Here is a 20,550-nt window from a genome sequence, read left to right on the forward strand (position 1 = left end):
GTCCGCCTGAAACATGACTGCAATGTGACAGTTCTATGTCACGCGCCCGCCAGCAGGTGGCGGCGGTAGCGCGCTGGCATGTCGGCCAGGCGCATCAGCATCGGCAGGTCGGCGGTGTTGAAGTCCGGGTCCCAGGCGGGCGCCCCCAGAATGCGCGCGCCCAGGCGCAGGTAGGCCATGATCAGCGGCGGCGGCTCGACCGGCGGCAGGTCGGTGCGGGAGCCTTCCAGGTCTTCCCACTCGTCCACCGGCAGCGCCAGCCGCGGCCACACCTGCAGCTCGGGCGGGGCCAGGTGGGTGCGGCGCAGCCGGTGCCAGATGCCGGCGGCCAGCTGCGGGCTGGGCACGCCGTGCTGCAGCATCGGGATGCTGGCGCAGCCCAGCATGATGTCGAGCCGGTTGCGCATCATGAATTGCGCCAGCGCGCCCCACAGCGCCAGGATGACGCCGCCGTGACGGTGCTCCGGGTGCACGCAGCTGCGGCCCAGCTCCACCATGTTCTCGCGCATGCTGCGCAGGCGCACCAAGTCAAATTCCGTGTCGCTGTAGGTGCTGCCAATGCGCCGTGCCTGCGCTGGCGTCAGCACGCGGTAGGTGCCAATGACCGGGCCGCCTTCGCCGTCGCGCACCAGCAGGTGCTCGCAATACGGGTCGAACAGGTCGATGTCATGGCCGGCCAGCTTCGGGTCGGCCGGCACCGGCAGGCGCGCGCCCATCTCGCCGGCAAAAACGGCGTAGCGCAGCCGCTGCGCCTCGCGCACCTCGTCCAGGTGCTGGGCCCAGGCGACATGCAGCTCGCCGCGCTGCGGTGCCATGTCTGCCACGGGCTGCGGCAAGCGCGGCAGCAGCGCTTCACGGGTAGGCGGGACGCCGCGCAGGCTGGCGGCAAAGGCGCGCAGCGGCTGCGGCGACCAGGCGGCAACGGGCGACAAGGGCAGTGTCGGGACCGGCAGTTCGGGCATCTCGCATCTCCTTCTCGAATGATGCGAGCAGTCTGCTGGCCGCGCATGACGACGCCATGGCAAGACGATGACAGTTTTTTGAAGAAAAGTGCCTGAAGCCGTTATGAATCCAGGGCTATAAGCTATCTATTAGATAGCAAAATGCCCGCATGAGCGGGCATTGGAACGGGCATTGGCATTCACATGCGCGGCTGAAGCCAGGGCCTGGCCCCAGCCGCTCATGGGTGGATCAGGGCGTAAAGCTATCGCCCAGCACGATGCCTTCACGCCGTGGGTCGGTGCCGCCTGCGTAGGCCGCCGTGCCGTTCACCTGCACCCGCATGATGGTGTTGACGCCGCTGGCCTGGGCCGCGGTAGAGACCGTGTGGCCCAGCGCCCGCAGGCCGGTGATCAGCGCGTCGTTGGCGCCGTTGTTGCTCAGGTCGACGTTCGGGTGCTCGCCGCCCACGGTGGTGGTCGGGCTGTTGCTGGCGCCGAAGTCGATCAGGTTGGACGACTGCTGCGCGTCCAGGCCCCAATCAAGCGCGCCCACCAGCGTCTTCACCACGTACTGCGGAATCGTGCCGCCGCCGGGCGAACCGGTGCCCATCAGGAAATCGCCCATGCTGCTGCCGTCGACCGCCATCTTGAACACCAGGGTCGGTGCCATCGAGCTGCGCGGCCGCTTGCCCGGCGCCAGGCGGTTGGCCACCAACGCGCCGGTGGAATCGGTCGGCGCGGCCGAGAAGTCGGTCAGCTGGTTGTTCAGCAAGAAGCCGTTGGTCATGTGGAACGAGCCCATGCTGGACTCGACCGTGGTCGTGGCCGTCAGCACGTTGCCATCGCCATCGACGATGGTGAAGTGGTTGGTGCCGTGCTCGATCAACTGGTTGTCCACCCCCAGCGGTATCGCACCCAGGTTGCCGGGCTGGGCCGTGCCCATGCTCTTGGTGGTGTCGATCAGCGCGGCGCGGCTCTTCAGGTAGGGCTTGTTGAGCATCGTGTCCCAGGTGCCGCCGGGCAAGGGCACGAAGTCGGTGTCGGCGATGTACTTGTCGCGGTCGGCATAGGCCAGGCGCTCGGCTTCGGTGACCAGGTGCACGGCAGCCGCAGTGGGCTTGCCGCCTTCCAGGTCGATCGAGGCCGGCTTCATCGCGCCCAGGTTGTAGTTCTCCAGAATGCCCAGCGCCGACGCCACGGCGATGCCGCCCGAGCTTGGCGGCGGCATGCCGCAGACCCAGTAGGTATTGCGGTAGGTGGTGCAGACCGACTCGCGGCGCTTGACCTGGTAGCCCGCCAGGTCGGCCAGCGTGGTCTTGCCCGGCGTGATCACCGAGCCGTCGTCGGCGGCCTTCGTGATGGCCACCTTGGCGACGATGTCGCTGGCGATCTGGCCGGTATAGATGGCGTCGGCGCCATTGGCGGCCAGGTTGGTCAGCGTGCGGGCGTAGGCCGGGTTGGTCAGCACGGTGCCCAAGGCCTTGGGCGTGCCGTCGGCATTGAAGAAGTAGGCTGCGGCTTCGGCGTCGTGCTTCAGGGCTGCGGCATTGGACGAGATCGCGGCGGCCAGGCGCCCACCGATCTTGAAGCCATTGGTGGCCAGCGTGATGGCGTCGCCAAACAGGTCCTTCCAGGCGAGCTTGCCGTGGTCCTTTTGCACCGCCTCGATCAGGCGCGGCACGCCGATGGTGCCGATCGAGCGGCCGCTGGCACGCGCGCTGGGCTTGGGCAGGGTCTGGTCGCTGGCGTCGTCGACATAGCGCAGGTAGTTGGCGGTGGCTGCGGCCGGCGCCGTCTCGCGCCCGTCATAGGCCTGCACGGTCTTCTTGTTAGCGTCGTAATACAGCATGAAGCCGCCGGAACCCAGGCCCGTGGCCTCAGGCACCGTCAGGCCGAGCACGGCCTGGACCGCAACCGCAGCATCGGCGGCGCTGCCGCCATTCTTCAGGACCGTGCAGCCGGCCACGCTGGCCAGCGAGTTGGCGGTGGTCACCATGAAGCGCTTGGTATAGACCGCCTTCAGGCCGGAGCGATAGCCCGAGGCGGCCTCGGGCAACGAAGGGTCGCCCGGCAGGTTGGAGCCAACGACGACGGTGCTGCCATCGCTTGCGACGGCCTGGCAACTGGTCTCGGCCACGGGGACGGATGAGTCGCCACTGCCACCGCAAGCGGTGAGGGCGAGCAATGCAACGAGCGCGGTACTCGTGTAACGCACGCAGGATTCTGTTTTCATTTAATTGATTTTTCCAAGGCGGGCTGGGATGCGGCTAGCTACTGACAGGGCACGCCCGCTGGCATCAACGCAGTTGGGTGCTGCGGACGCGGTGCGCGGGCCATGCGCTCAAACGGTCGATGCGGTGGATCGACCCGGCCCTCCCATCTCCCCCGGCAGGCGCGCAAGACCGCCTTGCTGCAATGCAGCGTGGTCGTGGCGCGAACGGGGGTTTATGTGCCGAAAGGCTGGCAGCGATGTCGGCCGGTAACCGAGGGGTAAAAGTGTTCCGGACATCGCAAAAGTGGGCGGCATGCAAAGCCAGGAATGTAGCAAGCAGCATGCCCAACCGAGTACAAATGTATCAACAAGTGCGCATCGAGATACACTAATTTCCGTTCGTATACACGGGCGGCACGGCCGGTGCCGCGCCGCGTCAGACTACGGTCGCCGCCAGGCGCTGCGCCGCCTGTTGCGCCACCTGGGCTTCGCGGGCTTCCACCATCACGCGCAGCAGCGGCTCGGTGCCGCTGGCCCGTATCAGCACCCGGCCGTCCTCGCCCAGCTCACCTTCCACTGCGGCGATCTCCGACACCAGGCGCGCATTGCTGCGCCAGTCGCTGCGGGCGGTCATTGGCACATTGATCAGCACCTGCGGGTAGAGCACCACGCCCTGCAGCAGTTGCGGCAGCGTCTGGCCGCTGCGCACGCAGGCCTGCAGCACCTGCAGTGCGCTGACCAGGCCGTCGCCGGTGGTATGCCGGTCCAGTGCCAGCAGGTGGCCAGAGCCCTCGCCGCCCAGCAGCCAACCGCGGCGCTCCAGCTCTTCCAGCACATAGCGGTCACCAACCTTGGCGCGCGCAAAGGAAATGCCCTTTTCTTTCAGCGCCCGCTCCACCGCCATATTGGTCATGAGCGTGCCGACCGCACCCGCCACCGCATCGCCGCGCGCCAGCCGGTCACAGACCATCAGGTACAGCAGCTCGTCGCCGTTGTAGCGCCGACCCGCGCCATCGACCACCTGCAGGCGGTCGGCGTCACCATCCAGCGCAACGCCGAAGTCCGCCCGCTGCGCCAGCACCTCGCGCACCAGCGCCTCCGGGTGGGTGGCGCCAAAGCCCTGGTTGATGTTCAGGCCGTCCGGCGCGCAGCCTATGGCCACCACCTCGGCGCCCAGTTCATGGAACACCTTGGGGGCGATCTGGTAGGCCGCGCCATGTGCGGCATCAACGACGATCTTCATGCCACGCAGCGTGAGGTCGCTGCCAAAGGTGCTCTTGCAGAATTCGATGTAGCGGCCGGCCGCATCGTCCAGCCGGCGCGCCTTGCCCACGTCGGCGGCGGCCACCCAGGCCGGAGGCTCTTCCAACGCGGCCTCTACGGCGCTCTCCCAGGCATCGTCGAGCTTGGTGCCCAGCGCGCCGAAGAACTTGATGCCGTTGTCCTCGAACGGGTTATGGCTGGCGCTGATGACCACGCCCAGGTTGGCGCGCAGCGCACGCGTGAGATAGGCCACGCCCGGCGTAGGCAGCGGGCCCAGCAGCACCACGTCCACTCCGGCGGAATTGAAGCCCGACTCCAGCGCGCTCTCCAACATGTAGCCAGAGATGCGCGTGTCCTTGCCAATCAGCACCCGTGGCCGCGCAGTGGTGCGCCGCAACACACGGCCCACCGCGTGCGCCAGCTTCAGGACGAAGTCCGGCGTGATCGGCGCTGTGCCCACTTTGCCGCGAATGCCGTCGGTGCCGAAATAGGTACGTGTCATGTAATAGGGTCTCCCTCGAATGGTTCTTTGTTTGCAGCCTGCATGGCGCGCCAAACGGCCAGTGCCTCGACTGTCTCACGCACATCGTGCACACGCACAACATGCGCGCCGCGCTCCACCGCCAGCACCGCCGCGGTGACACTGGGCAGCATGCGCGCATCCACCTCGCGGCCGGTCACCGCGCCCAGCGACGACTTGCGCGACCAGCCCGCCAGAATCGGATAGCCCGCCGGCACCGCCTCGCGCTGGCGCGCCAGCAACCGAAAATTCTGCGCCACCGTCTTGCCAAAGCCAACACCCGGGTCCAGCGCAATGCGCTCCTGCTGCACGCCCAGGGCCAACAGGGCATCGGCCTCGGCCTGCAGGAAGCCGCGCACCACCGGCGCCGGGTCGCCCGCCATGGGCGTGGCCTGCATGGTCTGGGGATCGCGGTGCATGTGCATCAGGCACACGCCGCAGGACGGATGCGCGGCCACCACCGCGCGCGCGCCCGGCCGGCGCAGCGCCCAGATGTCATTGATGATGTCGGCGCCTGCATCCAGCGCGGCCTGCATCACCTCTGGCTTGTAGGTATCGATCGAGATCGGTACGCCCAGCCGAGCCGCCTCGCGCAGCAGTGGCTGCACGCGCGCCAGCTCTTCGGCCAGCGGCACCGCCGGGCTGCCCGGCCGGGTCGATTCGCCGCCAATGTCGAGGATGTCTGCGCCCTGCTTCAGCAATGCCTCGCAGTGCTTCAGCGCGGCACTGCTGGACGCATGCGCGCCACCATCAGAGAAGGAATCGGGCGTGACGTTGACAATGCCCATGACCTGGGGCCGCGCCAGGTCGATGCGAAAGCGGGAGGTCTGCCAGAACATGTTCAGCTCCGGGCTTGCGGCACGACAGCGCCGGCACGAGGTTCGCGGTAGACAGCAGACATAAGGCTACGAAATGAAAAACGGGGCACGAGGCCCCGTTCTTATCATGGAAATAAAGACGATCAGGCCGCGGTAGGCGCCGGATCCGTCGCGACCGCCGTGCCACCATCACCCGGCTTGTCGCCGCCAGTGGGCGGGATGCGAGGCGTCCAGTCCTTGGGCGGACGCGGCTCGCGGCCGGCCATGATGTCGTCGATCTGCTCGGCGTCGATGGTTTCCCAGTCGAGCAGCGCCTTGGCCATGGCGTGCATCTTGTCGCTGTTCTGCTCGATCAGGCCACGCGCCAGGGCGTACTGCTCGTCGATGATGCGGCGCACTTCGCCGTCGACCTTTTCCATGGTCTGCTCGCTCATGCTGGTGGTCTTGGTGACCGAGCGGCCAAGGAACACTTCGCCCTCGTTCTCGGCATAGACCATCGGGCCCAGCGCGTCGGTCATGCCGTAGCGCGTGACCATGTCGCGGGCGATGGAAGTCGCGCGCTCGAAGTCGTTGCTGGCGCCGGTAGTCATCTGGTTCATGAACACTTCTTCGGCGATACGGCCACCGAACAGCATGCTGATCTGGTTCAGCATGTAATCGCGGTCGTAGCTGTAGCGGTCCTGGGCTGGAAGGCTCATGGTCACGCCGAGGGCGCGGCCACGCGGAATGATCGTGACCTTGTGCACCGGATCACACTTGGGCAGCAGCTTGCCGATCAGCGCATGGCCGGACTCGTGGTAGGCCGTGTTGCGGCGCTCTTCCTCGGGCATGACCATGCTCTTGCGCTCGGGGCCCATGAAGATCTTGTCCTTGGCCTTCTCGAAATCCTGCATCTCGACGGTACGCGCATTGCGGCGCGCGGCCATCAGTGCGGCCTCGTTGCACAGGTTGGCCAGATCGGCGCCGGACATGCCAGGCGTGCCGCGTGCGATAACGCTCGCGTTCACGTCCTGGCCCAGCGGGACCTTGCGCATGTGAACACCCAGGATTTGTTCGCGGCCGCGAATGTCGGGCAGCGTGACATACACCTGACGGTCGAAACGACCCGGGCGCAGCAGTGCGGCGTCCAGGATGTCGGGGCGGTTGGTGGCAGCCACCACGATCACGCCCAGGTTGGTCTCAAAACCGTCCATCTCGACCAGCATCTGGTTCAAGGTTTGCTCGCGCTCGTCGTTGCCACCGCCCAGGCCAGCGCCACGCTGGCGGCCGACCGCGTCGATTTCGTCGATGAAGATGATGCAGGGCGCATTCTTCTTGGCGTTCTCGAACATGTCACGCACGCGGGCAGCGCCCACGCCGACGAACATTTCCACGAAGTCGGAACCCGAGATCGAGAAGAAAGGCACCTTGGCCTCGCCAGCGATCGACTTGGCCAGCAAGGTCTTGCCGGTGCCCGGAGGGCCGACCAGCAGCAGCCCGCGCGGAATGCGGCCACCCAGCTTCTGGAAGCGCTGCGGGTCTTTCAGGAAGTCGACAACCTCACGGACTTCTTCCTTGGCCTCGTCGCAACCTGCGACGTCGGCGAAGGTAACCGTGTTGTTGTTCTCGTCCATCATGCGGGCCTTGCTCTTGCCGAAGCTGAACGCACCGCCCTTGCCCCCGCCCTGCATCTGCCGCATGAAGTACACCCACACGCCAATCAGCAGCAGCATCGGGCCCCAGCTCACCAGCAGCGTCATCAGCAGCGAACCCTCTTCGCGCGGCTTGACGTCGAACTTCACGTTGTTGTTGATCAGGTCGCCGATCAGGCCACGGTCAAGGTAAGTGGCCGTCGTGCGGATCTTGCGATCATCGGTGGTGGTTGCCACGATCTCGGTGGCACCGCCCTGGCCATCCTGGATGGTCGCGCTCTTGATGCGATTGCCACGCACCTGTTCGAGGAAGTCGGAGTAGGCGATAGGGCCTGCGCCAGCCGTGCCACGCGAATCAAATTGTTTGAACACCGTGAACAGCACCATGGCGATCACGAGCCATACGGCAATTTTTGAAAACCACTGATTGTTCAAGCGAAGCTCCGGTGGGGAAAGACGTAAGGGTTCATCAAGACCCAGATGTGACGCATTTTAGGTGTTTCAAGTTCTGCCTCCCCCGTTATTCACGGGAGCGGCCACAGGCCTTGCACGGGCTTTGCCGTGTTTTCAGGCCGATTCGGACGGCTTTTTCAGCCCAATGCCGACGATGAAGGTCTCCGACGATTTGTCACGCGAAGACTTGGGTTTGATTGGCTTGACGGTACGAAAAGTCTCTTTGAAGAGTTTCACCAGCGGGCTGTATGCACCGCCGTGAAACACCTTCACGACCAGGGCGCCCTCAGGCTTCAGGTGCTGCAATGCAAAATCCACCGCCAATTCGACCAGATGCGAAATGCGCGCGGCGTCTGCAGATTCAATGCCGGAGAGATTGGGTGCCATGTCGGAAACCACCACATCGGCAAGCCGGCCATTCATTTCCTGCTCCAATTTTTGAAGCACTTCCGGCTCACGAAAATCGCCTTGCAGGAAGGTGACCCCCTCGATGGGCGCCATCGGCAACAGGTCCAGCGCCACGATCACCCCGTCCAGCGCCCCAACCGCGGCCCCTTCCGGGGACAAGCGCCGCCGCACATACTGGCTCCAGGCGCCCGGCGTCGAACCCAGGTCCACCACGAAATGCCCCGGCTTGATCAAGCCCAGCGCCTCGTCAATTTCCTTCAATTTGTAAGCAGCACGGGCGCGATAACCCTCTCGCGCCGCCAGTTTCACGTAGGGGTCGTTCACATGGTCGTTGAGCCACGCCTTGTTGACCTTCTTGCTTTTTGTTTTGACCTTCATGCTCGGTAGGGAATGTGCCGCCGTGGAGAAGGCGAGTAAAAGAGGGCCACGGGGCCTGCCGACCCTGTTGCTGCGCGACTACGCAGCCGCCATGCGCCTATGGAAGGCGCGCACCCTCGATAATACGGGTATGCCCCAAATCCAACTCACACCCGCCCAGCGCCGCGAGCGCCGCGCCGAGGCCCACCATCTCGACCCCGTGGTCATCATCGGCAACGACGGTCTCACGCCTGCCGTGCAAAAAGAGATCGACGGCGCCCTCGCTGCCCACGGCCTGATCAAGGTCCGCGTGGTGTCGGACGACCGCACTGCGCGCGAGCAGACCTACCAGGCCCTGGCCGATGCCCTGGATGCCGCCCCGGTACAGCACATCGGCAAGTTGCTGGTGCTCTGGCGTCCGCAGGCCGAAAAAGCCAAGACCGTGGACGAAGACCGCATGCCCGGCCCGCGCGACATCAAGCTCCTCAAGCACAGCAAGCGCGGCGGCCAGCGCCCGGAAGTGCGCATCCTGCGCGTGCTGGGCAATCAGCGCCTGACGGCAGGCGGCCAGATCAAGCGCGCCAAGCCCAAGCAGAAATCCATCAAGAAGCGCCAAGCTGACTGAGGGGAGCAAGCAGCATGACGACTGCGCGCCATGTGCTGTGCATGAAATGGGGTAGTAAGTACGGCCCCGAATATGTGAACCGGCTCTACGCCATGGTGCGGCGCAGGCTGGCCGGCGATTTCAATTTCGTCTGCCTGACCGACGATGGCAAGGGCATTCGGCCCGAGGTGCAGTGCCTGCCCATTCCGCCCCTGGCTCTGGAATTGGCGCCAGGGCAGCGCGATGGCGCCTGGAAAAAGCTCACCACCTTCACGGCTGACCTGCATGGCCTGCGCGGCACCGCGCTGTTCCTGGACCTGGACGTGGTGGTGGTTGGGCCGCTGGATGACTTCTTCACCCGGCCTGGCGAATTTCTGATCATCCGCGACTACTCCAGGCCCTGGCGCAGCGAGCGCATCACTGGCAACTCGTCCGTCTACCGCTTCGAGCTGGGCGCGCATGCCGATGTGCTGGAGCATTTCCGCAGCCACATGGATGCGGTGCAGGCCCAGTTCCGCAACGAGCAAGCCTATCTGTCGGATTTTCTGCATCGCCAAGGCAAGCTGGGCTACTGGCCGCAGGCCTGGTGCCCGAGCTTTAAATACCACGGCATTCCGCGCTGGCCCTGCAATTACTGGCAGGAACCCGCAGTGCCTTCAGACGCCCGGGTGATGGTGTTCCACGGTGAGTGCAATCCGCCGGATGCGCTGGCGGGCCGACGCAACCGGCGCTTTCGCTATATCCGCCCAGCCCGCTGGGTGGCCGAGCACTGGAGGGAGTAACTCGCCCCCAGGCTGCGCACTTCGTGTCTTCGCCAACCCCCTTCCGGGGGCAACACCAGCGGCCTGGCAGAGCCAGTTCCGCGGTGTTCTTGGTAAGAGGTGCGCCGCGCGTCTAGCGCGGTCCAGTGGTGCGCCACAGCACCACGGCCGCGCACAGCCACTGCAGCAGGTACATGCCGCTGCCTACGCTGTGCCACAGGCGCAGGTTCTCGCGCGCGACGATGCGCGGTGCGACGGCAAATTCAGATAACAGGGCCAGCAACAGCCCTGCCAGCACAAAACCCAACAAGGGAGCAGCCCAAGGCGCCATGGCGCTGCTGCCCCGCTGGCGCGAGGCCACCAGCAGCAGCACACCGCAGGCCACCGACACCCAGGTCTGCGCCGTAAAAAGCCGCGCCGCCATGGTCCCGGCCATGGCCGGCGTGGGCAGGTGCATGAACAGCAGCGGCACGACCAAAAAACCTATGACGGTCAGGCTGCCCCACCACAACGCAGCAACCAGGGCGGGAAAGCGGTATGGCATGGCCCGAGGGTCAGATGTACTTGACCGCGACGATCTCGTAGCGCTTGACGCCACCGGGCGCCTGCACTTCAGCGGTATCGCCCTCTTCCTTGCCGATCAGCGCGCGCGCGATCGGGCTGGAGACATTCACCCGCCCGTGCTTCAAATCGGCTTCATCCTCGCCCACGATCTGGTAGACGACGGTATCGCCCGCGTCTTCGTCTTCCAGCTCGACCGTGGCACCAAACACCACCCGGCCACCGGCATCCAGCACGGACGGATCGATCACCTGGGCGGCCGACAGCTTGCCTTCGACCTCCTGGATACGGCCTTCGATGAAGCCCTGGCGGTCCTTGGCGGCTTCGTACTCGGCGTTTTCGCTCAGGTCGCCCTGCGCACGCGCTTCTGCAATCGCGTTGATAACCCAAGGACGATCCACCGTTTTCAGGCGGTGCAGTTCTTCCTTCAGCTTCTCTGCTCCACGCTTGGTAATCGGGATGGTCGCCATGTTCTTTTATCTCCAAAAAGAAAAAGCCGGACGGAACCGTCCGGCGGTGCTTCTGAGGAATGCCGCTTCAGTTATTTAAACGAGCGGGTGTCCAGCCAGCCGTGTGAGTATGGCCAGCGGGCTTGCTTCCTGATTGTATTGCCTGTCCGGCGGCAGATGCAGGGTCTGCTCCAGCATGTACTGGCCGGCCATCACCGCATGCGGCGTCTGGTCTGAGAAGCAGATCCAGGCCGAACCCGCCGCAAACGGCATGGTGACCTGGGGCGCGTTCTGCTGGTAGGCCAGATCCGACTTCATGCCATCGTGCAGCTGCAGCATCAGATGGTCGTACTCGCTGCGCCGGGACTTGGTCACACCCAGAGCATTCAACAGGCGTGCCTGCAGCGCTGAATACGGCTTGGACTGGGGCAGAAAACGCCGCGCAACATCCTCAAACGGCTCACCCACGCGCCAGGTGCGCGGTGCGCCGTCGGGATTGATGTTGGCAAATACGCGCAAGATGCGCTCGCCATAGTTGGGACGAGACGGGAATGCATCCACATGCAGCCGTCGGTCATCCGCGCGCCAGGACTGCGCCCGCGTCTCGACCTGGGTTGGGCGAAAGCTGGTCGGTGCCAAGCGCAGGTGGGGCGTGTAGTCAGGTAGCAGGCTGTGGATCAGGCCTATCGCCTGTTGGCGAAAGCGGCCCACCATGGCCGCTACTCTGGCCTGTAGCGCGGCGTCACCGGCCACGCCTTTCACCCGCCCTTCCCCATCCAGGCTGATGTTGCGCACCTTGGGGTCGAGCAGTTCCGGGCGCAGCAGTGTCTTTTCCTCAGGCTGCAGCGCAAAGGCCAGTTTGGGGAAATACAGCACCTTGCCGGCCTCGACCGCAGCAATGGCGGCGGCGTCTGGTACGGCGGCGGCCCAGTCGGACAGCGCCAGGGGAACGATTTGGTCTTGCATGGGGAAATTGTGCCCGCAGTGCAAACCGGCAATCGCCCAAGGGCGATTGCCGGTGCCACGCATCAGGCGGAAGCGAGCTGCGCGTGCAGTTCTTGCACTGAGTACACGTCCAGGTCGTTCATGTACTTCATGCCTTCGACAGCGGCTTCAGCACCAGCGATGGTGGTGAAGGTCGTGACCCGCGCCAGCAAGGACGAGGTGCGGATGGCGCGCGAATCGGTGATGGCGTTGCGGCGCTCTTCCACCGTATTGACGACCAGCACGATCTCGTTGTTCTTGATCATGTCCACCACGTGCGGCCGGCCTTCGGTGACCTTATTGACCACCTCGCAGGCAATGCCGGCAGCAGTGACGGCAGCAGCCGTACCCTTGGTCGCCACGATGCTGAAGCCCTGCTCCACCAGTTGGCGGGCAACCTCGACCGCGCGCGGCTTGTCGCTGTTCTTCACCGTCAGGAAGGCCTTGCCGCTGCTCGGCAGCTTGGTGCCGGCACCGAGTTGCGACTTGACGAAGGCTTCGCCAAAGGTCTTGCCCACGCCCATCACTTCGCCAGTCGATTTCATTTCCGGGCCGAGGATGGTGTCCACGCCCGGGAACTTCACGAACGGGAACACCGCTTCCTTCACGCTGAAATACGGCGGCGTCACTTCCTTGGTGATGCCTTGCGAGGCCAGCGTCTGGCCTGCCATGCAACGCGCAGCCACCTTGGCCAACTGGATGCCGGTCGCCTTGCTGACGAAGGGCACAGTGCGCGATGCGCGCGGGTTGACTTCCAGCACGTAGATCACGTCCTGGCCATCCACCTGCTGGATCGCGAACTGCACGTTCATCAGGCCGACCACATTCAACGCACCGGCCATCGCAGCCGACTGGCGCTTCAGCTCGTCCACCGTCGCGGCCGACAGGTAGTAGGGCGGCAGCGAACAGGCAGAGTCACCCGAGTGCACGCCGGCTTGCTCGATGTGTTCCATCACGCCACCGATGAAGGTGGCGCCCGCGGCGTCGCGTATGCAATCCACATCGCACTCGATGGCGTCGTTCAGGAAGCGGTCCAGCAGCACCGGCGAGTCGTGGCTGACCTTGACGGCTTCGCGCATGTAGCGCTCAAGGTCGCGCTGCTCGTGCACGATTTCCATCGCGCGGCCGCCCAGCACGTAGCTCGGGCGCACCACCAGCGGGTAGCCCAACGCGGATGCCTTCTCCAGCGCTTCCGGCTCGGTACGGGCCGTGGCGTTGGGCGGCTGGCGCAGGCCCAACTCGTGCAGCAGCTTCTGGAAGCGCTCGCGGTCTTCGGCCGCATCGATCATGTCCGGGCTGGTGCCAATGATCGGCACGCCGTTGGCCTCAAGGTCGAGCGCGAGCTTCAAGGGCGTCTGGCCACCGTACTGCACGATCACGCCCAGCGGCTTTTCCTTGTCGACGATCTCGAGCACGTCTTCGAGCGTGAGCGGCTCGAAGTAGAGACGGTCGGACGTGTCGTAGTCGGTCGAGACGGTCTCGGGGTTGCAGTTGACCATGATGGTCTCGTAGCCGTCTTCGCGCATGGCGAGCGCGGCATGCACGCAGCAGTAGTCGAACTCGATGCCCTGGCCGATACGGTTCGGGCCACCGCCCAGCACCATGATCTTCTTCTTGTCCGTCGGATCGGCCTCGCACTCGTCCTCGTAGGTCGAGTACATGTAGGCGGTGTCAGTGGCAAATTCTGCCGCGCAGGTGTCCACCCGCTTGTAGACCGGGCGCACGTTCAGCGCGATGCGCTTTTCGCGGATCGCCTTGTCGGTGGTCTTGAGCTGCTTGGCAAGACGGCGATCCGAGAAGCCCTTCTTCTTCAGCGCAAGCAGGGTGTCGCGGTCGATGTCGTCCAGCGACTTGGTTTCCAGCTCAAGTTCGATCTTCACGATCTCTTCGATCTGCACCAGGAACCAGGGGTCGATCTTGGTCAGCGCAAACACTTCATCCACGCTCAGGCCCATGGCGAAGGCATCGCCCACGTACCAGATGCGCTCAGGGCCAGGCTCGCCCAGTTCCTTCTCGAGCACTTCGCGGTCTTGCGTCTTTTCGTTCAGGCCGTCCACGCCCACTTCCAGGCCGCGCAGCGCCTTCTGGAAGGATTCCTGGAAGGTGCGGCCCATGGCCATGACCTCGCCCACCGACTTCATCTGCGTCGTGAGGCGGCTGTCGGCCGTCGGGAACTTCTCGAAGGCAAAACGCGGGATCTTGGTGACCACGTAGTCGATGCTGGGCTCGAAGCTCGCCGGGGTCGCGCCGCCGGTGATCTCGTTGCGCAGCTCGTCCAGCGTGTAGCCCACGGCCAGCTTGGCTGCGACCTTGGCAATTGGGAAGCCCGTGGCCTTGGAGGCCAATGCCGAGGAGCGCGACACGCGCGGGTTCATTTCGATCACGACCATGCGGCCGTCCTTCGGGTTGATCGAGAACTGCACGTTCGAGCCGCCGGTGTCCACGCCGATCTCGCGCAACACGGCCAGCGAGGCATTGCGCAGGATCTGGTATTCCTTGTCGGTCAGGGTCTGCGCCGGTGCCACGGTGATGGAGTCGCCGGTGTGCACGCCCATCGGGTCCAGGTTCTCGATGGAGCAGACGATGATGCAGTTGTCCGCCTTGTCGCGGACCACTTCCATCTCGTATTCCTTCCAGCCGAGCAGCGACTCTTCGATCAGCAGCTCGTTGGTAGGCGAGGCTTCCAGGCCGCGCTTGCAGATGGTCTCGAACTCTTCCGGGTTGTAGGCGATGCCGCCGCCGGTGCCACCCAGCGTGAAGCTGGGGCGGATCACGGTCGGGAAACCCAGGCCCTTTTGCACGGCCCAGGCTTCGTCCATGCTGTGCGCGATGCCGGAGCGCGCCGAGCCCAGGCCGATCTTGGTCATCGCGTCCTTGAACTTCAGGCGGTCCTCGGCCTTGTCGATGGCTTCGGGCGTGGCGCCGATCAGTTCAACCTTGTACTTCTCGAGCACGCCGTGGTGCCACAGGTCCAGCGCGCAGTTGAGCGCGGTCTGGCCGCCCATGGTCGGCAGGATGGCATCAGGGCGCTCCTTGGCGATGATCTTCTCGACCGTCTGCCAGGTGATCGGCTCGATGTAGGTGACGTCGGCCGTGGCCGGGTCGGTCATGATCGTGGCGGGGTTGCTGTTGATCAGGATGACCTTGTAACCCTCTTCGCGCAGCGCCTTGCAGGCCTGCACGCCAGAGTAGTCGAACTCACAGGCCTGGCCGATGATGATCGGGCCTGCGCCAATGATGAGGATGCTCTTGAGGTCTGTGCGCTTAGGCATTTTTGTGTTTCTCCATCAATGCCGTGAAGCGATCGAACAGGTAAGAGATGTCGTGCGGGCCGGGCGAGGCTTCCGGGTGGCCCTGGAAGCAGAACGCCGGCTTGTCGGTGCGCGCCAGGCCTTGCAGCGTGCCGTCGAACAGGCTGATGTGCGTGGGGCGCAGGTTGGCCGGCAGGCTCTTCTCGTCCACCGCGAAGCCGTGGTTCTGGCTGGTGATGCTCACACGGCCGTTGTCCAGGTCTTTGACTGGATGGTTGGCACCGTGGTGGCCGAACTTCATCTTGAAGGTCTTGGCGCCGCTGGCCAGGGCCATGATCTGGTGGCCCAGGCAGATGCCGAAGGTCGGGATGCCGGTTTCGATCAGCTCGCGCGCGGCGGCAATGGCGTAGTCGCAAGGCTCCGGGTCGCCCGGGCCGTTGGCCAGGAAGATGCCATCGGGTGCGAGCTTGAGCACTTCGGCGGCCGAGGTCTGCGCCGGCACCACGGTGATCTGCGCGCCGCGTTCGGCCATCATGCGCAGGATGTTCTTCTTCACGCCGAAGTCGAAGGCGACGACGTGGAACCTGGGTGCGATCTGCAGGCCATAGCCCTCGCCCAGCGTCCACTCGCGCTGCGTCCATTCGTAGGGCGCCTTGACCGACACCACCTGGGCCAGGTCCAGGCCGGCCATGCTGGGTGCGCCCTTGGCCTGGGCAATGGCCTTGTCGATCAGCGCCTGCGACACCGCCTCGCCGGGCGCCAGGCCCAGGATGCAGCCGTTTTGCGCGCCCTTGGAGCGCAGGTGGCGCGTGAGCTTGCGGGTGTCGATGTTGGCGATGGCAACGGTCTTCTCGCGCACCAGGTATTCCGACAAGGTGACAGTCTTGCGGAAGTTGGATGCGACGAGGGGCAGGTCCTTGATGATGAGGCCTGCGGCATGGACCTTGTCAGCTTCGATGTCTTCCTCGTTGACGCCGTAGTTGCCGATGTGCGGATACGTCAGGGTGACGATCTGCTGGCAGTAGCTCGGGTCGGTGAGGATTTCCTGGTAGCCGGTCATGGCGGTGTTGAACACCACCTCACCGACGGTGGAGCCAGCGGCTCCGATCGAATGGCCGAGAAAGACCGTGCCGTCTGCGAGCGCCAGGATGGCGGGAGGGAAGGTTCCCTGTAGAGACAAGAGCACTGGGTTCTCCGGATGGTTACGGTCGCCCGATGCCGTCCGGACACGGGGCCGGAAGGCTGCTTATTTTGGGGGAGTTGCTTTGGCTGCGGTCGGGCGACGCTATTGCGAGAAAAGCCCCCGATTATACCCAGCCCCGCTGGGGCTCCTGGCCGCAGCTAGGTATTTTCCCGCAGCCTGGAGGGCCGGTCAGGCTTGGCCTGCAGCGCTTGCGTGCAGGCAGATGGCCGCCGCCGCCGCTACGTTGAGTGATTCCTCGCCGCCCGGCTGGGTGATGCGGATGCGCTGCGCGGCCAAGGCCTCCAGCGCCGGCGAAACGCCCTGCCCTTCATGGCCCATGACCCAGGCGCAGGGCCAGGGCAAGGTGGCGCGGTGCAGCAGTTCACCCTGGTGCGAGCTGGTGACCAGCAGCGGCACACGCAGCACATCCAGCGCCGGCAGCTCTACACCTTCCACCAGGCGCAGCCCGAAGTGCGCGCCCATGCCAGCGCGCAGCACCTTGGGTGCCCACAGCGCCGCCGTGCCCTTCAAGGCCACCACCTGCGCAAAACCAAAGGCCGCAGCGCTGCGCAGGATGGAGCCGACATTGCCGGCGTCCTGCACCCGGTCCAGCAGCACCGTCGCCACGCCGGCCTGGACGCCGCCAGCAGGCGGCAGATCCAGCACAAAGCCCATGGGCGCGGGCGATTCGAGGCCGCTCAGCTCAGCCCACAGCGCCTCGGCCACTACTATGTTTTTTATAGCTGCATGCCTAGACCAGTCCTGGGCTAGAGGCCAAAAAGACTCAGAAAACACTGCCAAGGCCGGTGTGCGGCCACGCGCCAGTGCCGCGCGGCACAGGTGGTCGCCCTCCAACCAGACGCGGCCCAGCTTGCGATAAGCGCCGTTGTCCTGCGCCAGGCGGCGCAGTTCCTTCAGCAGCGGGTTGTCGCGCGAGCTCAGGTGAACGGTGTCAGACACGCTCATGCCGCCTTCCCCACACTGCGCGGCCGCCGGCGCGCCTTGGGCGGCACCACCGGCTGCAGGGTTGGCGCCGGCTCGGCCCGCACCAGCGCGGACTCGGGCACCGGCAGCGGCGCGACCGAGGCGATACGCGCCTTGGCCACTGGCGCAAACGAGCGGCGGTGGTGCAGGCAGGCGCCATGCGCCTGCAATGCGGCCAGGTGCTCGGCCGTGCCGTAGCCCTTGTGCTGCGCAAAGCCGTACTGCGGAAACTCCAGATGCAGCCGCTCGCAGAGACGGTCGCGGTGCACCTTGGCCAGGATCGACGCGGCCGAGATCGCCTTGACCAGCGAGTCACCCTTGACGATGGCCTCAGCCAGCACGTCGAGCGGCGGCAGGCGGTTGCCATCGACCAGCACCTTCACCGGCTTGAGCCGCAGGCCTTCGACCGCGCGGCGCATGGCCAGCATGGTGGCCTGCAGGATGTTGAGCGTATCGATCTCTTCGACCGAAGCCTCGGCCACCGAGCAGCACAGCGCCTTGTCGCGGATCTGGTCGTACAGGCGCTCGCGCTGCAGCGCCGTGAGCTTCTTGGAATCGGCCAGGCCGGGGATCGGCCGGCTGTCGTCCAGGATCACGGCCGCAGCCACCACCGGCCCGGCGAGCGGGCCGCGCCCGGCCTCGTCCACGCCAGCCACCAGACCGGGCAGGTCCCAGACGAGCAAAGCCTGTTTAGGCACGGAGGAGGTTCTGGATCGCATCGGCAGCAAGAGTGGGGGTATCGCGCAGCAGCTCGTGGTGCAGCGCGGTGAAACGGGATTGCAGGGCAGCGATTTTCTCCGGCGCCTCGAACCAGGCCAGGGCCGCATCGGCCAGCGCCTGCGGCGTGGCAGCGTCCTGCAGCAGCTCAGGCACAACAAAATCGCGGCACAGAATATTGGGCAGGCCGACCCAGGGCTGCAGGCGCTTGGGCGCCATCAAACGCCACGACAGCCACTGCATGTTGTAGGCGATCACCATCGGCCGCTTGAACAGCGCCGCCTCCAGCGTGGCCGTGCCGCTGGCGATCAGCGTGGCATCGCAGGCGGCCAGCACCGTGTGCGACTGCCCGGACACCACCTGCACCTGGCCCGCCATCCCGGTCGCGGCCACCGCCGCCTCGATGCGGCTGCGCAGCGCGGGCAAAGCCGGAACTATGAATTTCATAGCGCCATGCCGGCACCGAATAAGGGCTGCAGCCTCAAAGAAGCGTGAAGCCAGATAGGCCACCTCGGAGTTGCGGCTGCCCGGCAAGATGGCCAGCACCGCATCGTCGGGCGCCAGGCCCAGCGCTGCGCGCGCGGCGGCCCGATCCGGCTCCATGGGGATCACATTGGCCAGCGGATGGCCGACATAGCTCGCGGCAATGCCATGCTGCGCCAGCAGCTCAGGCTCAAACGGAAAAATGCACAGCACATGGTCCGTGCTGCGCCGGATCTTTTCTATGCGGTGCGCACGCCAGGCCCAGATCGACGGGCAGACAAAGTGCACGGTCTTCACGCCCGCAGCGCGCAAGCCGGCTTCGAGGTCAAGGTTGAAGTCCGGCGCATCCACGCCAATGAACACGCTTGGCGGCTCGGCCAGCAAACGCTCGCGCAGGCGGGCGCGGATGCCGACGATCTCGCGGTAGCGGCGCAGTACTTCCAGGCTGTAGCCGTGCACCGCCAGCTTGTCGCTGGGCCACCAGGCGTCAAAGCCGCGCCGCGCCATCTGCGGGCCGCCGATGCCGTGCGCCGCCAGGCCAGGCCAGCGCGCTTGCAGGCCATCCAGCAACAGGCCGGCCAGCAGGTCGCCCGAGGCTTCGCCGGCGACCATGGCCACCTGCGGTACGGAAGAAGGAATAAGCGCAGCGCCGGCGACCGAAGCACCGACAGGTAACGCGGTCGGCGCATTCGTCATGAACGCCGTCCTACCGCAGGATGCCGCGCTGCGGCGTCGCCCCGGCGAGGAAGCCGAGCATCATCTCGACATCGGGCCGCGCCTCCGGGAAGCGTTCGACCAAGGTGCCGATCTGCGCCTGCGCCTGCTCCAGCGTGAGCCCGTCGCGGTACAACGCCTTGTGCATGGCCTTGACCGCCGCAATGCGCTCGGCCGAGAAACCACGCCGGCGCAGGCCCTCGAAATTCATCGAGCGCGCGCCAGCCGGCTGGCCCTGGCTCATCACGAAAGGCGGCTGGTCTGCAAACAGCAAGGCGCACATGGCCGTCATGCCGTGCGCGCCGATGCGCACAAACTGGTGCACCACCGTGAAGCCGCCCAGGATCACCCAGTCATCCACTTGCACATGACCGGCGAGCTGCGAGTTGTTGGCAAAAATGGTGTGGTTGCCCACGATCACGTCATGCGCCAGGTGCACGTAGGCCATGATCCAGTTGTCGTCACCCACGCGGGTCACGCCGCCACCACCGGGCGAGCCGATGTTGAAGGTACAGAACTCGCGGATGGTGTTGCGGTCGCCGATCACCAGCTCGCAGGGCTCGCCCGCGTATTTCTTGTCCTGCGGGACCGCACCCAAGGAGTTGAACTGGAAGATGCGGTTGTCGCGGCCAATGCTGGTGTGGCCCTCGATCACGCAATGCGCACCGACCGTGGTGCCCGCACCAATCTTCACGTGCGGGCCGATCACGGCGTAGGGGCCGACGCTGACCGAGCCGTCGAGCTCGGCCGCCGGGTCGATGATGGCGGTGGAATGGATGCCGGTCACGGTCTCGAAAATCTCAGGCCGTGGCTGTCAGGCAATCGTTCGCATGGTGCACATCAGCTCGGCCTCACAGGCCAGCTCTTCGCCCACGCGGGCGGTGCCCTTGAACTTGAATATGCCTGCCTTCATGCGCTCCAGCGTCACGTCCATGATGAGCTGGTCGCCCGGCTCCACCGGCCGCTTGAAGCGCGCGCCATCGATGCCGGCGAAGTAGTACACCGTCTTGTCGTCAGGCGTGACGCCCAGCGTGTCAAAGGCCAGCAGCGCCGCAGCCTGGGCCATGGCCTCCAGCATCAGCACGCCCGGCATGACCGGGCGATGGGGAAAATGGCCGGTGAAGAAAGGCTCGTTGATCGTGACGTTCTTCAGCGCGCGAATGCTCTTGCCCTTTTCAAGCGCCAGCACACGGTCGACCAGCAGGATCGGATAACGGTGCGGCAGTTGCTTGAGGATCTGGTGAATGTCCAACATG

General features: G+C 65.4%; 18 protein-coding genes. 2 read left to right on the forward strand and 16 right to left on the reverse strand.

Annotated elements, in window-relative coordinates; genetic code table 11:
• Window positions 1-38: 38 nt before the first annotated feature.
• From AAFF27_17310 to AAFF27_17335, 6 genes are all read right to left on the reverse strand, one after another.
• The gene (locus AAFF27_17310) at window positions 39-962 is read right to left on the reverse strand and encodes a GNAT family N-acyltransferase (GenBank protein XAH21772.1); all 924 of its coding nucleotides are present in this window, start codon (window positions 960-962) and stop codon (window positions 39-41) included.
• 229 nt (window positions 963-1,191) lie between these two features.
• Complete coding sequence (locus tag AAFF27_17315; protein XAH21773.1) at window positions 1,192-3,174, reverse strand: gamma-glutamyltransferase family protein; 1,983 nt, start codon at window positions 3,172-3,174, stop codon at window positions 1,192-1,194.
• A 415-nt stretch (window positions 3,175-3,589) separates the two neighbouring features.
• Window positions 3,590-4,918 (reverse strand): phosphoglucosamine mutase, encoded by a 1,329-nt coding sequence (glmM, locus tag AAFF27_17320; GenBank protein XAH21774.1) that lies wholly within the window; start codon window positions 4,916-4,918, stop codon window positions 3,590-3,592.
• Complete coding sequence (folP, locus tag AAFF27_17325) at window positions 4,915-5,775, reverse strand: dihydropteroate synthase (protein XAH21775.1); 861 nt, start codon at window positions 5,773-5,775, stop codon at window positions 4,915-4,917. The genes glmM and folP overlap by 4 nt, the downstream gene beginning before the upstream one ends.
• A 122-nt stretch (window positions 5,776-5,897) precedes the next feature.
• Window positions 5,898-7,820, reverse strand: a complete 1,923-nt coding sequence (ftsH, locus tag AAFF27_17330) for an ATP-dependent zinc metalloprotease FtsH (protein ID XAH21776.1) — start codon at window positions 7,818-7,820, stop codon at window positions 5,898-5,900.
• Window positions 7,821-7,952: 132 nt separating this feature from the next.
• The gene (locus tag AAFF27_17335) at window positions 7,953-8,624 is read right to left on the reverse strand and encodes an RlmE family RNA methyltransferase (GenBank protein ID XAH21777.1); all 672 of its coding nucleotides are present in this window, start codon (window positions 8,622-8,624) and stop codon (window positions 7,953-7,955) included.
• A 130-nt stretch (window positions 8,625-8,754) separates the two neighbouring features.
• Here AAFF27_17335 and AAFF27_17340 point away from each other — a divergent pair, with 130 nt between their 5' ends.
• Together AAFF27_17340 and AAFF27_17345 are read left to right on the forward strand one after the other, a co-directional pair.
• Complete coding sequence (locus AAFF27_17340) at window positions 8,755-9,228, forward strand: YhbY family RNA-binding protein (protein ID XAH21778.1); 474 nt, start codon at window positions 8,755-8,757, stop codon at window positions 9,226-9,228.
• A gap of 14 nt (window positions 9,229-9,242) precedes the next feature.
• Window positions 9,243-9,989: a glycosyltransferase gene (locus AAFF27_17345; protein ID XAH21779.1), complete on the forward strand. Its 747-nt coding sequence runs from the start codon at window positions 9,243-9,245 to the stop codon at window positions 9,987-9,989.
• 112 nt (window positions 9,990-10,101) lie between these two features.
• Here AAFF27_17345 and AAFF27_17350 read toward each other — a convergent pair whose 3' ends face one another.
• From AAFF27_17350 to fabZ, 10 genes are all read right to left on the reverse strand, one after another.
• Entirely contained in the window at window positions 10,102-10,512 is a 411-nt protein-coding gene (locus tag AAFF27_17350; GenBank protein ID XAH21780.1) for a DUF4149 domain-containing protein, read from the reverse strand.
• A gap of 10 nt (window positions 10,513-10,522) precedes the next feature.
• On the reverse strand, window positions 10,523-10,999 hold the full coding sequence (greA, locus tag AAFF27_17355) for a transcription elongation factor GreA (protein XAH21781.1): 477 nt from the start codon (window positions 10,997-10,999) through the stop codon (window positions 10,523-10,525).
• Between the two features lie 75 nt (window positions 11,000-11,074).
• Window positions 11,075-11,944, reverse strand: coding sequence for a Kdo hydroxylase family protein (locus AAFF27_17360; GenBank protein XAH21782.1), 870 nt, complete (start codon window positions 11,942-11,944; stop codon window positions 11,075-11,077).
• Between the two features lie 62 nt (window positions 11,945-12,006).
• On the reverse strand, window positions 12,007-15,234 hold the full coding sequence (gene carB / locus AAFF27_17365) for a carbamoyl-phosphate synthase large subunit (protein XAH21783.1): 3,228 nt from the start codon (window positions 15,232-15,234) through the stop codon (window positions 12,007-12,009).
• Window positions 15,227-16,399, reverse strand: coding sequence for a glutamine-hydrolyzing carbamoyl-phosphate synthase small subunit (gene carA, locus AAFF27_17370; GenBank protein XAH21784.1), 1,173 nt, complete (start codon window positions 16,397-16,399; stop codon window positions 15,227-15,229). The genes carB and carA overlap by 8 nt, the downstream gene beginning before the upstream one ends.
• Before the next feature lie 186 nt (window positions 16,400-16,585).
• The gene (locus tag AAFF27_17375) at window positions 16,586-17,362 is read right to left on the reverse strand and encodes an RNA methyltransferase (GenBank protein ID XAH21785.1); all 777 of its coding nucleotides are present in this window, start codon (window positions 17,360-17,362) and stop codon (window positions 16,586-16,588) included.
• Window positions 17,359-18,099 carry a ribonuclease HII gene (rnhB, locus tag AAFF27_17380; GenBank protein XAH21786.1) on the reverse strand — a complete coding sequence of 247 codons (741 nt, stop codon included), beginning with the start codon at window positions 18,097-18,099 and terminating at the stop codon, window positions 17,359-17,361. Before rnhB ends, AAFF27_17375 begins: the two co-directional genes overlap by 4 nt.
• Window positions 18,071-19,192 (reverse strand): lipid-A-disaccharide synthase, encoded by a 1,122-nt coding sequence (gene lpxB, locus AAFF27_17385; protein ID XAH26257.1) that lies wholly within the window; start codon window positions 19,190-19,192, stop codon window positions 18,071-18,073. The genes rnhB and lpxB overlap by 29 nt, the downstream gene beginning before the upstream one ends.
• 94 nt (window positions 19,193-19,286) lie before the next feature.
• Complete coding sequence (gene lpxA / locus AAFF27_17390; protein ID XAH21787.1) at window positions 19,287-20,081, reverse strand: acyl-ACP--UDP-N-acetylglucosamine O-acyltransferase; 795 nt, start codon at window positions 20,079-20,081, stop codon at window positions 19,287-19,289.
• A 27-nt stretch (window positions 20,082-20,108) separates the two neighbouring features.
• Complete coding sequence (gene fabZ / locus AAFF27_17395) at window positions 20,109-20,549, reverse strand: 3-hydroxyacyl-ACP dehydratase FabZ (GenBank protein ID XAH21788.1); 441 nt, start codon at window positions 20,547-20,549, stop codon at window positions 20,109-20,111.
• Window position 20,550: the final 1 nt, after the last annotated feature.

Origin of the sequence: Xylophilus sp. GW821-FHT01B05 (assembly GCA_038961845.1) — a bacterium.
Classification (GTDB): Bacteria; Pseudomonadota; Gammaproteobacteria; order Burkholderiales; family Burkholderiaceae_C; genus Xylophilus.

What these genes read in the sequence shown, in the direction of transcription:
- AAFF27_17310 (XAH21772.1), bottom strand. Translation starts at nt 962, where the DNA reads ATGCCCGAACTGCCGGTCCCGACACTGCCCTTGTCGCCCGTTGCCGCC.
- AAFF27_17315 (XAH21773.1), bottom strand. Translation starts at nt 3,174, where the DNA reads ATGAAAACAGAATCCTGCGTGCGTTACACGAGTACCGCGCTCGTTGCA.
- glmM (XAH21774.1), bottom strand. Translation starts at nt 4,918, where the DNA reads ATGACACGTACCTATTTCGGCACCGACGGCATTCGCGGCAAAGTGGGC.
- folP (XAH21775.1), bottom strand. Translation starts at nt 5,775, where the DNA reads ATGTTCTGGCAGACCTCCCGCTTTCGCATCGACCTGGCGCGGCCCCAG.
- AAFF27_17335 (XAH21777.1), bottom strand. Translation starts at nt 8,624, where the DNA reads ATGAAGGTCAAAACAAAAAGCAAGAAGGTCAACAAGGCGTGGCTCAAC.
- AAFF27_17340 (XAH21778.1), top strand. Translation starts at nt 8,755, where the DNA reads ATGCCCCAAATCCAACTCACACCCGCCCAGCGCCGCGAGCGCCGCGCC.
- AAFF27_17345 (XAH21779.1), top strand. Translation starts at nt 9,243, where the DNA reads ATGACGACTGCGCGCCATGTGCTGTGCATGAAATGGGGTAGTAAGTAC.
- AAFF27_17350 (XAH21780.1), bottom strand. Translation starts at nt 10,512, where the DNA reads ATGCCATACCGCTTTCCCGCCCTGGTTGCTGCGTTGTGGTGGGGCAGC.
- greA (XAH21781.1), bottom strand. Translation starts at nt 10,999, where the DNA reads ATGGCGACCATCCCGATTACCAAGCGTGGAGCAGAGAAGCTGAAGGAA.
- AAFF27_17360 (XAH21782.1), bottom strand. Translation starts at nt 11,944, where the DNA reads ATGCAAGACCAAATCGTTCCCCTGGCGCTGTCCGACTGGGCCGCCGCC.
- carB (XAH21783.1), bottom strand. Translation starts at nt 15,234, where the DNA reads ATGCCTAAGCGCACAGACCTCAAGAGCATCCTCATCATTGGCGCAGGC.
- AAFF27_17375 (XAH21785.1), bottom strand. Translation starts at nt 17,362, where the DNA reads ATGAGCGTGTCTGACACCGTTCACCTGAGCTCGCGCGACAACCCGCTG.
- rnhB (XAH21786.1), bottom strand. Translation starts at nt 18,099, where the DNA reads ATGCGATCCAGAACCTCCTCCGTGCCTAAACAGGCTTTGCTCGTCTGG.
- lpxB (XAH26257.1), bottom strand. Translation starts at nt 19,192, where the DNA reads ATGGTCGCCGGCGAAGCCTCGGGCGACCTGCTGGCCGGCCTGTTGCTG.
- fabZ (XAH21788.1), bottom strand. Translation starts at nt 20,549, where the DNA reads ATGTTGGACATTCACCAGATCCTCAAGCAACTGCCGCACCGTTATCCG.